15 protein-coding genes are annotated in these 14,146 nt (G+C 72.2%); 8 read left to right on the top strand and 7 right to left on the bottom strand.

From position 1 onward, the window contains the following. Positions 1–195 precede the first annotated feature (195 nt). The gene (locus ABT154_RS24600; RefSeq protein ID WP_351859083.1) at positions 196–1,407 is read left to right on the top strand and encodes a PucR family transcriptional regulator; all 1,212 of its coding nucleotides are present in this window, start codon (positions 196–198) and stop codon (positions 1,405–1,407) included. Between the two features lie 38 nt (positions 1,408–1,445). Here ABT154_RS24600 and ABT154_RS24595 read toward each other — a convergent pair whose 3' ends face one another. Then, positions 1,446–2,819: a cytochrome P450 gene (locus tag ABT154_RS24595; RefSeq protein ID WP_351859082.1), complete on the bottom strand. Its 1,374-nt coding sequence runs from the start codon at positions 2,817–2,819 to the stop codon at positions 1,446–1,448. A gap of 142 nt (positions 2,820–2,961) precedes the next feature. On the opposite strand from ABT154_RS24595, the gene ABT154_RS24590 reads away from it, so the two are divergent. Continuing rightward, the gene (locus tag ABT154_RS24590) at positions 2,962–3,456 is read left to right on the top strand and encodes a VOC family protein (protein WP_351859081.1); all 495 of its coding nucleotides are present in this window, start codon (positions 2,962–2,964) and stop codon (positions 3,454–3,456) included. Between the two features lie 49 nt (positions 3,457–3,505). On the opposite strand, the gene ABT154_RS24585 is transcribed toward ABT154_RS24590, so the two are convergent. The 3 genes from ABT154_RS24585 to ABT154_RS24575 all read right to left on the bottom strand — a co-directional run bounded on the left by ABT154_RS24585 (position 3,506) and on the right by ABT154_RS24575 (position 7,034). After that, positions 3,506–4,444, bottom strand: a complete 939-nt coding sequence (locus ABT154_RS24585) for a sigma-70 family RNA polymerase sigma factor (RefSeq protein WP_351859079.1) — start codon at positions 4,442–4,444, stop codon at positions 3,506–3,508. Positions 4,445–4,454: 10 nt separating this feature from the next. Beyond that, entirely contained in the window at positions 4,455–5,645 is a 1,191-nt protein-coding gene (locus ABT154_RS24580) for an NAD(P)/FAD-dependent oxidoreductase (RefSeq protein ID WP_351859077.1), read from the bottom strand. Between the two features lie 171 nt (positions 5,646–5,816). Then, positions 5,817–7,034: an acyl-CoA dehydrogenase family protein gene (locus tag ABT154_RS24575; RefSeq protein ID WP_351859075.1), complete on the bottom strand. Its 1,218-nt coding sequence runs from the start codon at positions 7,032–7,034 to the stop codon at positions 5,817–5,819. 163 nt (positions 7,035–7,197) lie between these two features. On the opposite strand from ABT154_RS24575, the gene ABT154_RS24570 reads away from it, so the two are divergent. Beyond that, entirely contained in the window at positions 7,198–7,848 is a 651-nt protein-coding gene (locus ABT154_RS24570) for a TetR/AcrR family transcriptional regulator (protein WP_351859073.1), read from the top strand. 7 nt (positions 7,849–7,855) lie between these two features. Here ABT154_RS24570 and def read toward each other — a convergent pair whose 3' ends face one another. Then, positions 7,856–8,416: a peptide deformylase gene (def, locus tag ABT154_RS24565; RefSeq protein WP_351859071.1), complete on the bottom strand. Its 561-nt coding sequence runs from the start codon at positions 8,414–8,416 to the stop codon at positions 7,856–7,858. A 126-nt stretch (positions 8,417–8,542) separates the two neighbouring features. Between def and ABT154_RS24560 the strand changes: the two genes are divergently transcribed. From ABT154_RS24560 to ABT154_RS24540, 5 genes are all read left to right on the top strand, one after another. Further along, positions 8,543–9,790, top strand: coding sequence for a Mur ligase family protein (locus ABT154_RS24560; RefSeq protein WP_351859069.1), 1,248 nt, complete (start codon positions 8,543–8,545; stop codon positions 9,788–9,790). A gap of 19 nt (positions 9,791–9,809) precedes the next feature. After that, the gene (locus ABT154_RS24555; protein WP_056555152.1) at positions 9,810–10,538 is read left to right on the top strand and encodes a type 1 glutamine amidotransferase; all 729 of its coding nucleotides are present in this window, start codon (positions 9,810–9,812) and stop codon (positions 10,536–10,538) included. Positions 10,539–10,695: 157 nt separating this feature from the next. Further along, positions 10,696–11,721: a 6-phosphofructokinase gene (locus ABT154_RS24550; protein ID WP_317873492.1), complete on the top strand. Its 1,026-nt coding sequence runs from the start codon at positions 10,696–10,698 to the stop codon at positions 11,719–11,721. A 104-nt stretch (positions 11,722–11,825) separates the two neighbouring features. After that, a complete protein-coding gene (locus tag ABT154_RS24545) occupies positions 11,826–12,776 on the top strand; it encodes a cytochrome c oxidase assembly protein (protein WP_351859067.1) in 951 nt (316 codons plus the stop codon). Positions 12,777–12,877: 101 nt separating this feature from the next. Then, a complete protein-coding gene (locus ABT154_RS24540; RefSeq protein ID WP_351859269.1) occupies positions 12,878–13,090 on the top strand; it encodes a hypothetical protein in 213 nt (70 codons plus the stop codon). A 28-nt stretch (positions 13,091–13,118) separates the two neighbouring features. Here ABT154_RS24540 and ABT154_RS24535 read toward each other — a convergent pair whose 3' ends face one another. Next, entirely contained in the window at positions 13,119–13,544 is a 426-nt protein-coding gene (locus ABT154_RS24535) for a hypothetical protein (protein WP_351859065.1), read from the bottom strand. Beyond that, a complete protein-coding gene (locus ABT154_RS24530; protein WP_351859063.1) occupies positions 13,534–14,034 on the bottom strand; it encodes a cupredoxin domain-containing protein in 501 nt (166 codons plus the stop codon). Before ABT154_RS24530 ends, ABT154_RS24535 begins: the two co-directional genes overlap by 11 nt. Positions 14,035–14,146: the final 112 nt, after the last annotated feature.

Genomic DNA, 14,146 nt, shown 5'->3' with positions numbered 1-14,146 from the left:
CCGGCCGAGTCGACTCCCCGGGCCCCTTCGGGCGGATCAACTCCTGCTCAAGTTGTGTACAGCACACAGCAGTTGTCTTAGCTTCAGCAGTCAACGTCGGTACGTAACCGACGGCCACGGCGGCGCCCTCCGCACCAGGTCGGGCGCCGCCCGCCGCTCCCCCACCGGTCACGTAGCAGAGCAAGGGATCGGTTCATGCCCGCAACCGCACAGTCACCGCACATCGGTGAGCCGCTGGATCCGCTCCCCCGGGAGTTCGCCGCCCTGATGAGACCGGAGATACCCGGCCTGATCAAGGAGATCGGCGTGGAGGTCCAGCGGGCCTACCCCGTGTACGCCCACCTCTTCAAGGGGCCCCACTCGGACGCGATCCGGCTGGGCGTGGAGCAGGCGCTCGCGGCGTTCGTGGAACGGGTCGCGGACCCCGGGCGGAACTCGGCGCTCCGGGACGAGCTGCTGCGCAAGTTCGGCCGGGTGGAGGCCTACGAGGGCCGGGACCTCGACACCCTGCAGGGCGCGTACCGCCTGGGCGCACGCATCGCGTTACGGCGGGCCAAGAGCATCGGCCGCACGTACAACCTCTCCCCCACCCTCATCCTCGCCTTCGCGGACGCGCTCTTCGCGTACGTAGACGAGCTGGAGGCCCTCTCCCGCGAGGGCTATCTGATGGTCCAGGCGAGAGCGGTGACCGATGTGGCGGCGCTGCGAAGACAGCTGCTCCACCTCGTCGTCGCCGGTCCCCCGCTGCCCCGGGCGACCATCGCCGAACTGTGCCAGGAGGCCTCCTGGCAGCTCCCCGCCGAATGCACCCTGGTGGCGGTCCGGCCCCCGGTCGCCGAACTCGTCCAGGCCGGCCTCGACCGTGACGTCCTGGCCGACCTCACGCTCCCCGAGCCGCATCTGCTCATCCCCGGCCCGCTCACCGCCGAGCGCCTCGCGATGCTCGGCTCCGCCCTGGCCGGCACCCCCGCCGCCATCGGCCCGACCATGCCGGCCGCGCAGGCCGCGCACTCCATCCGCTGGGCCCGGCGGGTCCTCCAGCTCATCGACGACGGCATCGTTCCCGACGCCCCCGTCGTGCACTGCGAGGACCACCTGACAACGTTGTGGCTGCTCTCCGACCCGGCACTCGTCGCCCATCTCACCCGGCGCGAACTGGCCCCGCTCGACAGCCTGTCCGGCACCCGGCGCGAGCGGCTGATCGAGACCCTACGCGTCCACATCTCCACCCGGGCCCCCGCCGAACAGGTCGGCGAGATGCTGGGCGTGCACGCCCAGACGGTCCGCTACCGGCTGCGGAACCTGGACAACCACTTCGGCGACCGGCTCCTCGATCCCAACCACCGCTTCGCCCTCGAAGCGGCCCTCCGCTCCCTGCACCTGCAGAACGGGAAACGGACGGACTGAGCCCCGCCCGGACCGGCCGCCGCCGCCGCCAGGGGACCCTACGCCTGCCTGGGCCGCAGGCGGCAGCGGGCCGGGCCGGCCGCCTGGAGGGTGATCGCGGGGGCGACCGGCACCTCGGTGTCGACCGCCTCGAAGTCGTACCGCCGGAGGATCATCGCGAGGGCGATCACCGACTCCAGCATCGAGAAGTGCTGGCCGATGCAGGCGCGCGGGCCGCCACCGAAGGGGAACCAGGCGTACCGGGGGCGGGCCGCCTCCGCCTCGGGGGTGAAGCGGTCCGGGTCGAAGCGGTCCGGGTCCTCCCAGTAGTCCGGGTGGCGGTGGGTGACCCAGGGGGCGACGATCACGTCCGCGCCGGCCGGGACGGTCACGCCGCCGACCACGGTGGCGGCGACGGCGCGGCGCCCGATGGCCGGGGCGGCCGGGAAGAGCCGCATGGCCTCCTTGAGCACCCGGGTGACGTACGGCAGCGCGTCGAGGTCGGCGGCGCCGGGGTCCCGGTCTCCGAGCACCCGGTCGACCTCCTCGTGGGCCCGCTTCCGCTCCTCCGGGTGGAGGGCGAGGAGGTGCAGGGCGAAGCCGAGGGAGGTGGCGGTGGTCTCGTGACCGGCGAGCAGGAAGACGAGGACCTGCTCGCGCAGTTCGGTCGCGTCGAAGCTGCCGTCCTCGGCGCTCTCCGCCCCGACGAGCAGCGTGAGGAGGTCGTCGCCGTCACCGGGGGCCCGGCCCGCGCCCCGGCGTTCGGCGATGATCCGGTCGCAGACCTCGTTCAGGGCCCGGTGGACGCGGGCCGCGCGGCGGTTGCCGGGGGTGGGCCAGTCGCGGGGGACGTTGAGCGGGGAGTAGCCGCGGCGCAGCACATAGGCGCCGAGTTCGGGGAAGCTGTTCTCGACGATCTCGACGGCTTCGTCGACGTCCGTGCCGAAGAGGATGCGGGCGACGGCGCGCAGGGCGAGGCGGGCCATCTCCTGGAGGACGTCGACGGATTCGGCGCCGCTGTCCCGCCACTCCCCGGTGAGGAGGGCGACCTCGGTGGCGACGGCCGAGGCGTAGCCGTCGACGCGGCGGCGGGTGAAGAGGGGCTGGACGAGCCGGCGCTGACGGAGGTAGTCCTCGTCCTGGCTGGTGAGCAGCCCGTTGCCGAAGGACTCGCGTATCTCCTGGTAGAAGGTGTTGTCCTTGCGGAAGTTGGCCGATTCGCCGGCGAGGACCTGCTGTGCGCCCTCGGCGGAGAAGACGCCGTACACGGTGGTGCGGATGCCGGGCGGTCCCGCGCAGATGCGGACGACGTCGCCGTGCTCGCGCCGGGCCCGCAGGAAGGTGCCCAGGGAGTCGTTCCTGAGGTCGAACAGGGAACCGAGCAGGGGCAGTCCCGCGAGTTCGGGCGCTTCGGTACCGGTGGTGCTGGCCATGGACGGTTCCCCTCGGTCGGCGGATGCGCAGCGATTCTCCCCCAGTAGGTGACTCACGGGTAGGATTGGCCGAACAGCGGTCCGAATCTGGCCGGTTGACTCGAACGGCGCGGTTGTCAGTGCCGTCTGAGAGGCTCGCACCATGGAACGAGCCGTATCGCCGGAAGCATCCGGGCGACCCGAGATGACCCTGCAACTGACCATCGACTGCGCCGACCCGCAGCGGCTGGTGCCCTTCTGGATCGAGGCCCTGCGCTACGTCCCCGATCCGCCGCCCGAGGGCCACGCCACCTGGCGGGCGTACTGGGAGGCGATCGGCGTCCCCGAGGACGAGCTGGGCGACGACGCCGGAGAGCTGCCGGAATCCATCGTGGACCCGAAAGGCCTGGGCCCGCGCGTCTGGTTCCAGCAGGTCCCCGAGCCGAAGACCGTCAAGAACCGTGTCCATCTGGACCTCAAGGTCGGCGGCGGGCGCGCTGTCCCGCTGGCTCTGCGCCGGGAGCGGGTGGACGGCGAGGTGGCCCGTCTGACGGCCCTGGGCGCCACGATCCTGTACGCGATGGACGAGCCGAACGGCATGGACTACTACGCGGTGGTCCTCCAGGACCCGGAGGGCAACGAGTTCTGCCTCGTCTGAGAGCGCGGGCGGGGCGCGCACCCGCCCCGGCCCCGGCCGGTGGCTCCGGTCACCAGGTGTGGACGGCCGGCGCGTCGGGTCCGTACCGCCGCCAGGCCTCGCCGAGGCGCGCGAGCCGGTCGGCGGCGGCGATCCCGCACAGGGACGCGACCTTGCCGTCGGCGACCTCGAACGCCACGGCGCCCACGACCCGGTCGTCGACCACGGCGAGGACGGCCGGGGAGCCGTTGACCCGCGCGAGGTGGAACGCGGGCGAGCCCCCGGCCAGCCGCCGCTTCGCCGGTGTGGGCCGGAAACCGGCCCGCACAGAGGAGGCGACGCGCTCGGGCGTCGTGTACCGCAGCAGCCGGCGGGCGAGCCCGGCCCCGTCGGATACCGCCGTCACGTCGGAGGTGAGCAGCGCCACCAGTCGTTCGGTGCGCCCCGACGCGGCGGCGGCGAGGAACTCCTCGACGACCCGGCGCGCGGTCGCGGGGTCGACCTCCTCGCCTCGGCCGCGCTCGGCGGCGATCCGGGTCCGGGCCCGGTGGACGTGCTGCTGGCTGGCGGACTCGGTGATGTCGAGGATCCCGGCGATCTCGGCGTGCGGGTACGAGAAGGCCTCGCGCAGCACATAGGCGGCCCGTTCGACCGGTGAGAGGCGCTCCATGAGGGTGAGTACGGCCAGGGAGACCGATTCCCGCTGCTCGAAGGTGGCGGCGGGGCCGAGCATCGGGTCGCCGTCGAGCAGCGGCTCGGGCAACCAGGCGCCGGCCGCGCGCTCGTGGCGGGCGTGCGCGGAGCGGAGCCGGTCGACGCAGAGACGGGTGAGGACCTTGGTCAGCCAGGCCTCCGGCACCTCGATCCGCGCGCGGTCCGCCGCCTGCCAGCGCAGGAAGGTGTCCTGCACGGCGTCCTCGGCGTCGGCGGCCGAGCCGAGCAGCCGGTACGCGAGCGAGGCCAGCCGTCCCCGGCCGGCCTCGAAGCGTTCGATGGCGTCGCTGTCCATGGTGCTCAGGTTAGGCGGCGACCCGCGCGGCGGAACGGTCCGCCGCGGTGGTCAGGGCGCGCCTGCGCTTCGGCAGGCCGAAGGTCGGGTGGGCGATGCCCCACCAGGCCCCTTTGAGCACCGCCGACTTGAGCCGAGCGGCGGGCTTGCCGCCCAGGTACCAGGACGTGGAGCGGGCTTCCCCGTCGACCGTCTGGAAGATCGCGTCCCGCCGTCCGAGGCTGATGTGGTTGCCGTGGTACGTGAGTGCGCCCGTGGGGACCTCACCGCCCGTCAGGCGGGCGATGATCGCTGCGGTGGCCCGCATGTTGGTGAGTCCGGCCGAGGCGCAGGACATCGGCAGCGGCCGGCCGTTGCCGTCGATCGCGTAGGCGCAGTCACCGGCGGCGTAGACGTCCGGGTGCGAGACCGAGCGCATGGTGCCGTCGACGAGGATCTGCCCGGTCCCCGCGACCTCCAGGCCCGCGGCTGCGGCGAGGGAGTGCACGGCGAAGCCGGCCGACCACACGGTCACATCGGCCGGCAGGGAGGTGCCGTCGGCGGCGACCGCCCGCGTCGGCTCGACGGCGGTGATGTCGGTGTGCTCGTGGACGGTGACGCCGAGCCGGTCGAAGGCCCCGCGGAGATGGCGGCGGGCCTTCGGGGAGAGCCAGGCGCCCAGTTCGCCGCGGGCGGCGAGCGCCACCGTGAGGTCGGGCCGGGACTCGGCGAACTCGGTGGCGGTCTCGATGCCGGTCAGCCCCTCGCCGACGACGAGCACGGTGCCGCCCGCGGCCAGACCCGCCAGGCGCTCGCGCAGCCGCAGCGCCGAGTCCCGGCCGGTCACGTCGAAGGAGTGCTCGGCCGCGCCGGGGACGCCGTGGTGGGCGACGGAGCTGCCGAGCGCGTAGAGCAGGGTGTCGTAGGGCAGCTCGCCGGCGCCCTCCCCGCCCGCCACGGCGACGGTCCGGCGCTCGGGGTCGATGCCCGTGACGCGCCCGAGGCGCAGCCGCACCCCGGTGCCGGCGAAGACCTCGTCGAGCCCGCGCACCGCGAGGTCCTGGCCGATCGCGAGCTGGTGGAGCCGCATCCGCTCGACGAACTCGGGCACGGCGTTGACGACGGTGACCTCGGCGTCGGCGGGCGAGAGCCGGCGGGAGAGGTTCCCGGCGGCGAAGGCCCCGGCGTAGCCGGCGCCGAGGACGACGATGCGGTGCTTCATGGCGTTGCTCCTGTCTCGTTCGCGTGCGTCTTGAACGAGACGGCCCCCGGATTCCTGACAGGGTCCGGATGTGACCCGGGTCACCACGCCGGGACGGGCGGGGGCTCGGGGCCGGTGTGCGCTCCGTGCGCCGGACCGCGCGGGCGATCCGGCGACGTCACACGCCTCGGGTCACTTGGCGAGGGCGCGGCTGATGACCATCCGCTGGATCTCGCTGGTGCCCTCGAAGATGGTGTAGATGGCCGCGTCGCGGTGCATCCGCTCCACCGGGTACTCACGGGTGTAGCCGTTGCCGCCGAGGATCTGGATGGCCTGGGCCGTGACCTTCTTGGCCACCTCGCTCGCGTACAGCTTGGACATGGAGCCCTCGGCCGACGTGAAGGGCTTGCCCGCCGTCGCCATCCAGGAGGCGCGCCAGACGAGGAGCCTGGCCGCGTCGATCTGGGTGGCCATGTCGGCGAGCTGGAAGGCGACGCCCTGGTTCTCGATGATCGGGCGGCCGAACTGGACCCGGGTCCTGGCGTAGTCGAGGGCGACCTCGTACGCGGCGCGGGCGGTGCCCACGGCCATCGCGCCGACCGCGGGGCGGGAGGCCTCGAAGGTGGCCATGGCGGCGTTCTTCACGCGCTCGCCACCGCCGGACTTCGCCTTCTCCCGGGCGCGGGCGAGGCGCTCGTCGAGCTTCTCCTTGCCGCCGAGGAGGCAGCCGCCGGGGACGCGGGCGTCCTTGAGGACGACCTCGGCGGTGTGGGAGGCGCGGATGCCGTGCTTCTGGAACTTCTGGCCCTGGGAGAGGCCCGGGGTGCCCGGCGGGACGATGAAGGAGGCGTGTCCCTTGGAGCCGAGTGCGGGGTCGACGACGGCGACGACGACGTGGACGTTGGCGATGCCGCCGTTGGTCGCCCAGGTCTTGGTGCCGTTGAGCACCCACTCGTCCTTGGCCTCGTCGTACACGGCGCGGGTGCGCATGGAGGCGACGTCGGAGCCGGCGTCGGGCTCGGACGAGCAGAAGGCGGCGACCTTGACGTCGTCGGGGTCGCCGTACATCTGCGGGATCCAGGTGCCTATCTGCTCCTCGGTGCCGTTGGCGAGGACGCCGACGGCGGCGAGGCCGGTACCGACGATGGAGAGCGCGATGCCCGCGTCGCCCCAGAACAGCTCCTCCATCGCCATCGGGATGCCGAGGCCGGTCGGGTCGAAGAACTGCTGGGCGTAGAAGTCGAGGGAATAGATGCCGAGCTTGGCCGCTTCCTGGATGATCGGCCAGGGGGTCTCCTCACGCTCGTCCCATTCGGCGGCCGCGGGCCGCATGACATCGGCGGCGAAGCCGTGCAGCCAGTCGCGGACCTGCTTCTGGTCCTCGTTGAGTTCGAGCGTGAACTCGCCCATATTTCCCTCCCAGCAGTACGTTACTTCCGGTAACAGCAGTCTGTTACCGGTGGGTAGAGGCTGTCAACCTGCGGTGGGGCGGTTCGGCCCGACCGGCAACGGAAGGCGGCCGGGTGTTACGTTGCGAAGCCTCAGGGAAACGCACGGGCGGGGAGACACGCTGATGGACATCGCACACCGGACCACCGACCGGCAGACGCCCGCCGAGCAGCGGCGGCGCGAACTGCTGGAGGCGGCGGACCGGGTGGTGCTCCGGGACGGCCCCCAGGCTTCCATGAACGCGATCGCGGCCGAGGCGGGCATCACCAAGCCGATCCTCTACCGCCACTTCGGCGACAAGGGCGGCCTGTACCGCGCCCTCGCCATCCGGCACACGGACGCGCTCCTCGCGGCGCTGCGGTCCGCCCTGGACGCGCCCGCCCCCGACCGCCGCCACCGCGTCGAGTCCACCCTCGACACCTACCTCGGCTCGATCGAGGCGATGCCCCAGGTCTACCGCTTCCTCATGCACCCGGCGGAGGAGCCGCACCAGACCGAGCAGGGCTTCGACGTCGGCCGCCACTCCGCCCCGCTGCTCCGCCGCATGGGCGAGGAGCTCGGCCAGGTCATCGCCGAGCGCGTCGACCTGGGACCCGGTGCCGAGGTCCAGGCCCGGATCTGGGGGCACGGGATCGTCGGCATGATGCACGCGGCCGGCGACTGGTGGCTCGGCGAGCGCCCCTGCTCCCGCGCGGAACTCGTCCGGAGCCTGGCGGACGTCCTCTGGGGCCGACTGGCCGCGGCCGACGACCTCCCCGGCGGACCGGGCTTCTAGCGGAACCTCAGCGCTCCAGCACCGAGGCCTTCCCGCCCCACGGCTCCTTGCGAATCGCCCGGAGCAGACGTGACTTCCGCCACCCCGTGACATGGTCCGCGTAGACCCCGCCGTCCAGGTGGTCGGTCTCGTGCTGGAGGCAGCGGGCGAAGAACCCGGTGCCCTCGACCCGTATCGGCGTGCCGTCCACGCGGACGCCCTCCACCACCGCACGGTCGTGACGGGGCGTCGGGGCCTCCAGGCCCGGCAGCGACAGACAGCCCTCGGGGCCGCGGAGCACGTCGCCGTCCGCCGCCACCAGGCGCGGGTTCACCACATGGCCCAGGTGGCGGGTCTCCTCGTCGTCCGGGCAGTCGTACACGAAGACCCGCAGGCCGACGCCGACCTGGTTCGCCGCCAGGCCCACGCCGTTCGCCGCGTACATCGTGGCGAACATGTCCTCGACGAGCCGGAACAGTTCGGGACCGAAGTCGGTGACGGGCTCGCAGGGGCTGTGCAGCACGGGGTCGCCGAGCAGGGACATCGCTCGGACGAGGCCGGAACTGCCGGGGATGGGGCGGTTTCGCATGGCCGTAAGGGTACGGTCCGCCGTGACCTGGCTGTTTCCCGCGACCGCTCGGCGGTGCCGCTGTTCGGGCTGCTGGCCGGATCTCGATAGGCTGAGCCCGGACCGACGCAAGGAGGAACAAGAGAGATGTCAGGACACCCCGGTAATCCAGAGCCGCTGTCGCCGCGCGCCAAGCTGGCCGTGACGGCTGGCAAGGCCGCGGCCGCGGTGTCGCGTGCGGCGGGACGCGGCAGCGGATCCGTGATCGGCGGCAAGGTGGCGCTGAAGCTCGACCCCGACCTCCTCGGCCGGCTCGCACAGCATCTGGACGTCGTCCTGGTGTCGGCGACCAACGGCAAGACGACGACGACCCGGCTGATCGCGGAGGCCCTGCGCGCCGCCGGCCCCGTCGTCTCGAACGCGCTCGGCGCCAACATGCCCGCCGGGATCACCTCGGCGCTGGCCGGCGGCACGGACTCCAAGTACGGCGTCATCGAGGTCGACGAGAAGTACCTCGCCGGCGTCGCCCGTGACACCACGCCCAAGGTCATCGCGCTGCTCAACCTCTCCCGCGACCAGCTCGACCGCGCCGCGGAGACCCGGATGCTCGCCGAGAAGTGGCGCGAGGGCCTCAACGGCACCAAGGCCGTGGTCGTGGCCAACGCCGACGACCCGCTCATCGTGTGGGCCGCCTCCTCCTCCCCCAACGTGGTGTGGGTCGCCGCCGGCCAGGAGTGGAAGGACGACGCGTGGTCCTGCCCCGCCTGCGGCGGTGTGATGCAGCGTCCGGGCGACGACTGGTTCTGCGGCGAGTGCGGCTTCCGCCGCCCCGCCCCGAGCTGGGCGCTCAGCGGCGACCACGTGCTCGACCCGCACGGTTCGGCCTGGCCGATCCGGCTCCAGCTGCCCGGCCGCGCCAACAAGGCGAACGCCGCCACCTCGGCCGCCGTCGCCGCCGTCTTCGGGGTGCCGCCGCAGGTGGCCCTGGAGCGCATGTACCAGGTGCAGGCCGTCGCGGGCCGCTACGACGTGGTCTCCTTCCAGAGCCGCGAGCTGCGCCTGCTGCTGGCGAAGAACCCGGCCGGCTGGCTCGAGACGTTCTCCCTCATCGACGGGCCGCCCGCCCCGGTGATCCTCTCCGTGAACGCGCGCGGCGCCGACGGCACGGACACCTCCTGGCTGTGGGACGTGGACTACGCCCGGCTCGCCGGGCACCCGATCATGGTGATCGGCGACCGCCGGCTCGACCTCGCGGTCCGCCTGGAGGTCGCGGGTGTGGACTTCCGCGTCTGCGAGACGCTGGACGAGGCCGTCTCGATGGCCCCGCCCGGCCAGATCGAGCTGATCGCCAACTACACCGCCTTCCAGGACGTCCGCCGCCGCGTCGGCAACTGACCCGTAGAGGACATGCAGCATGAGTGACAGCAGCCTGCGCCTGGTCTGGGTCTACCCGGACCTGCTCAGCACCTACGGCGACCAGGGCAACGTCCTGGTCGTGCAGCGCCGCGCCGAGCAGCGCCGCCTCAGCGTCGAGCGCGTCGACGTCCGCAGCGACCAGCCGATCCCGACCTCCGGCGACATCTATCTGATCGGCGGCGGCGAGGACCGCCCGCAGCGGCTCGCGGCCGAGCGGCTGCGGCGGGACGGCGGCCTCAGCCGGGCCGCCTCCAACGGCGCGATCATCTTCTCGGTCTGCGCCGGCTACCAGATCCTGGGCCACGAGTTCATCAACGACCTCGGCGAGCGCGAGGCCGGCCTCGGCCTGATCGACGTGATCTCCACCCGCGGCGAGGGCGAGCGCTGCGTCGGCGACGTCCTCGCGGACATCGACCCGCAGCTGGGCCTCCCCCAGCTGACGGGCTTCGAGAACCACCAGGGCATCACCCATCTCGGCCCCACGGCCCGGCCGTTCGCCCGGACCGTCTACGGCAACGGCAACGGCACCGGCGACGGCACCGAGGGCGCGTACAACGACACCGTCTTCGGTACGTACATGCACGGCCCGGTCATGGCCCGCAACCCGCAGATCGCGGACCTGCTCCTGAAGCTGGCCCTCGACGTGAACGCGCTGCCGCCGACCGACGACCGCTGGTACGAGGCGCTGCGCGCCGAGCGCATCGCGGCCGCCTCGCAGCCCGCCTGAGTCGGCCCCGCACCACCGCCGGTCCCTCGTACGAACGTACGTTGTCCACTGTGCGGACATCCGGTTCGGCCCCGCCACCCTGCGGCGATAGGGTGGCGGGGATCCAGCCGGACGACGTGGTCCGGGAGTCGGCCCACGTTGCAAAGGTTTTTGGGCTATGCGCATTGGCGTGCTCACCTCCGGCGGAGACTGCCCCGGTCTGAACGCTGTCATCCGATCCGTCGTGCACCGCGCGGTCGTCGACCACGGCGACGAGGTCATCGGCTTCCACGACGGGTGGCGTGGCCTCCTGGAATGCGACTACCGCAAGCTCGATCTGGACGCGGTGGGCGGCATCCTCGCCCGGGGCGGCACCATCCTCGGCTCCTCGCGGGTCCAGCCCGCGCATCTGGTCGGCGGCGTCGAGCGCGCCCGCGGCCACGTCGCCGACCTCGGTCTCGACGCCATCATCCCGATCGGCGGCGAGGGCACCCTCAAGGCGGCGAACCTCCTCTCCGAGGCGGGCCTCCCGATCGTCGGCGTCCCGAAGACCATCGACAACGACATCGCCTCCACCGACGTCACCTTCGGCTTCGACACCGCCGTGACCGTCGCCACCGAGGCCCTGGACCGGCTGAAGACCACCGCCGAGTCCCACCAGCGCGTCCTGGTCGTCGAGGTCATGGGCCGTCACACCGGCTGGATAGCGCTGCACTCCGGCATGGCCGCCGGCGCCCACGCCGTCGTCGTCCCCGAGCGGCCCTTCGACATCGACGAGCTGACCGCCCGGGTCGGCGAGCGCTTCGAGGCCGGCAAGCGGTTCGCGATCGTCGTCGTGGCCGAGGGCGCGAAGCCGGCCGAGGGCTCGATGGACTTCAAGACCGCAGGCACCGACATCTACGGTCACGAGCGCTTCACCGGGATCGCCAACCAGCTCTCCGCCGAGCTGGAGCGGCGGCTCGGCAAGGAGGCCCGCCCGGTGATCCTGGGCCACGTCCAGCGCGGCGGCACCCCCACCGCGTACGACCGCGTCCTCGCCACCCGCTTCGGCTGGCACGCGGTCGAGGCGGCGCACCGGGGCGAGTTCGGCATGCTGACCGCGCTGCGCGGCACCGAGATCACGATGGTTCCGCTGGCCCAGGCCGTGGAGACCCTCAAGACGGTCCCGGCCGACCGCTACGCCGAGGCCGAGTGCGTGCTCTGAGGGTCGTCTTCGCGTGACATCCGCCCCCGGTCGCGATCGCGACCGGGGGCGGTTCTAGTCTGGTGCGGACAACAAGCGCGAATCGGGCTCCAGGAGTGCACACGATGGATCACAGCGGGCACGGCATGACCACGGATCTGCCGCCGTTCACGCTGGGTCGGGGCCTGGAGTTCTCGCCCGACCTCTTCTTCCTGATCGGCTGCCTCGCGGGGCTCGGGCTGTACGGGTGGGGCGTGGTGAGGCTACGGCGGCGCGGGGACGCCTGGCCGGTGAGCCGGACGGTGTTCTTCACGGTCGGCGTGCTGACGATCGCGCTCGTGATGTGCACCAGGCTCAACGACTACGGCATGGTCATGTTCAGCGTGCACATGGTGCAGCACATGGTGATCTCCATGCTGTCGCCGATCCTGCTGCTGCTCGGCGCGCCCATCACGCTGGCGCTGCGGGCGCTCCCGGTGGCGGGCCGCGGCTCCACGGGTCCGCGCGAACTGCTGCTGAAGCTGCTGCACAGCCGGTACATGAAGGTGATCACGCACCCCGGCTTCACGATCCCGATGTTCATCGCGAGCCTGTACGCGCTGTACTTCACTCCGCTCTTCGACTTCCTGATGGGCTCGAAGGCGGGGCACATCGGGATGATGGTGCACTTCCTGATGGTGGGCGTGGTCTTCTTCTGGCCGATCATGGGCGTCGACCCGGGTCCGCACCGGCCGGGGTTCGTGATGCGGATGCTGGAGCTGTTCGCGGGCATGCCGTTCCACGCCTTCTTCGGCATCGCGCTGATGATGGCCACCGAGCCGATGGTCAAGGCGTACGAGAACCCGCCGGCCTCGCTGGGGATCGACGTGCTCACCGACCAGAACGCGGCGGGCGGCATCGCCTGGGCGTTCAGCGAGATCCCGTCGGTGCTGGTGCTGATCGCGCTGGTCTACCAGTGGTACCACTCCGAGCAGCGGCAGGCGGTCCGCCAGGACCGGGCCGCCGACCGGAACGGCGACAAGGAGCTGGAGGCGTACAACGCCTACCTCGCCTCGCTCCAGACCCGAGGCCGCTGACTCCGGCGCACGCCGGAGCGTCCGGGGAGTAGCGCGCGCCCCTCTCCCGGGGTGACGATGGGCTGGACGGCTTCCGCGACCTCGGTCGGGAGGAGGACGCAATGTCCGGTCCCACGAAGACGATGGCGGTGCTCACCTGCGCCGCGCTGGTGCTGACCACGGCGTACACGGTGGCGCTCGGCAGCAGCGGCTGGCTCTGGTTCGGCTGGGTGGTGCTCGGTGTGGCGACGATCGGGATGGCCGCGTCGGACAGCGCGTCCCCGCCCGCGCCGCGCCCCCGCCCACCGGCGGGGGCCGGGCCCGCGCATCCCTGATCGTCCCGGTGGTCGACCGGCCGCCGGGCTACCCACCCGCCTCTCCTCCGGTCGTGCGGCGGGGGAAGCCGCGCGCGGTGACGGCGGCCAGGACCGCGAGCACGATGATTCCCGCCGACTCGACGACGATCGTGGGTACGACCAGTTCCGCGTCGATGGACTCCTGGAAGCCGAAGAGTCCGGTGGTGAGGCTGACGACCAGACCGGCCAGCGTGCCGGCCGTGAAGAGCGCGCCCAGGGCGGCCGGGACGGCGAGGAACCGGGTCGGCGCGGCCAGCAGCGCGAGGGTCAGCAGCGCGCCGCCGATGCCGTTCAGCAGGAAGAGCACGCCGATCGTCGCCAGGTCCCGGTAGCCGGTGTCCCAGAGGCGGAGGTGGATCGCCGCCATCGCCGCCGTCAGAGCGGCACCGGCCAGGCGCAGCGCGACGACGCTCCAGGCCCGCTCAGTAACCATTGCCATTGCCATTGCCATTGCCATTGCCCGTCGGGCTCTGGTTCACCGCTCCCCCGGCACCACTCACGGTGATCTCCGTCTTCATGCCCAGGTCCTTGTGTCCGTCGACGGGGCAGTAGATCTCGTACTTGCCGGACTTCAGCGTCACGGTCAGCTTGGTGCTCTTGCCGGGATCCAGGTTCTGCGAGCGGGCCTGTCCGCCGGGGCCCTCGACCTCCAGGGCGTGGACGTGGTGGCCGATGTTGTTGACGACGAAGGTGTAGCCGCCGGCCTTGTACGTCTGCTGCGACAACGCGATGTGGAAGTCGGAGAGGTCGGCGGTCACCTGGGTGCTGCCCGCCGTGCTGCTCTGTGCCGGTGGTGAGGTGGTCTGTGCCGGTGGTGAGGTGCTCGCCGACCCGCCGCCGCTCCCGCAGGCTGCCAGCAGCCCGGTGAGCGCTCCGGCCGCCACCCCGAGCGCCACGCGGCTCCGCGTGCGTGTCCCTGTCATCACTCCGCCCTCCGCCCGTTCTCGTCCTCGGGGATGCGTTCTCCGGGGGGATTCGCTCTTCGGGATTTCCGTTCCGCAGGGGATACGGACGAGCGGCGCGGAGGGATTGCGC

It is taken from the genome of Streptomyces sp. NPDC001728 (assembly GCF_040297565.1).
Classification (GTDB): Bacteria; Actinomycetota; Actinomycetes; order Streptomycetales; family Streptomycetaceae; genus Streptomyces.
This window is presented reverse-complemented; position numbering and strand designations above follow the sequence as displayed.

Coding starts and splice junctions, on each gene's coding strand:
- ABT154_RS24570 (WP_351859073.1), top strand. CDS start 7,198: ATGGACATCGCACACCGGACCACCGACCGGCAGACGCCCGCCGAGCAG.
- ABT154_RS24530 (WP_351859063.1), bottom strand. CDS start 14,034: ATGACAGGGACACGCACGCGGAGCCGCGTGGCGCTCGGGGTGGCGGCC.
- ABT154_RS24580 (WP_351859077.1), bottom strand. CDS start 5,645: ATGAAGCACCGCATCGTCGTCCTCGGCGCCGGCTACGCCGGGGCCTTC.
- ABT154_RS24590 (WP_351859081.1), top strand. CDS start 2,962: ATGGAACGAGCCGTATCGCCGGAAGCATCCGGGCGACCCGAGATGACC.
- ABT154_RS24555 (WP_056555152.1), top strand. CDS start 9,810: ATGAGTGACAGCAGCCTGCGCCTGGTCTGGGTCTACCCGGACCTGCTC.
- ABT154_RS24585 (WP_351859079.1), bottom strand. CDS start 4,444: ATGGACAGCGACGCCATCGAACGCTTCGAGGCCGGCCGGGGACGGCTG.
- def (WP_351859071.1), bottom strand. CDS start 8,416: ATGCGAAACCGCCCCATCCCCGGCAGTTCCGGCCTCGTCCGAGCGATG.
- ABT154_RS24550 (WP_317873492.1), top strand. CDS start 10,696: ATGCGCATTGGCGTGCTCACCTCCGGCGGAGACTGCCCCGGTCTGAAC.
- ABT154_RS24545 (WP_351859067.1), top strand. CDS start 11,826: ATGGATCACAGCGGGCACGGCATGACCACGGATCTGCCGCCGTTCACG.
- ABT154_RS24535 (WP_351859065.1), bottom strand. CDS start 13,544: ATGGTTACTGAGCGGGCCTGGAGCGTCGTCGCGCTGCGCCTGGCCGGT.
- ABT154_RS24595 (WP_351859082.1), bottom strand. CDS start 2,819: ATGGCCAGCACCACCGGTACCGAAGCGCCCGAACTCGCGGGACTGCCC.
- ABT154_RS24540 (WP_351859269.1), top strand. CDS start 12,878: ATGTCCGGTCCCACGAAGACGATGGCGGTGCTCACCTGCGCCGCGCTG.
- ABT154_RS24560 (WP_351859069.1), top strand. CDS start 8,543: ATGTCAGGACACCCCGGTAATCCAGAGCCGCTGTCGCCGCGCGCCAAG.
- ABT154_RS24575 (WP_351859075.1), bottom strand. CDS start 7,034: ATGGGCGAGTTCACGCTCGAACTCAACGAGGACCAGAAGCAGGTCCGC.
- ABT154_RS24600 (WP_351859083.1), top strand. CDS start 196: ATGCCCGCAACCGCACAGTCACCGCACATCGGTGAGCCGCTGGATCCG.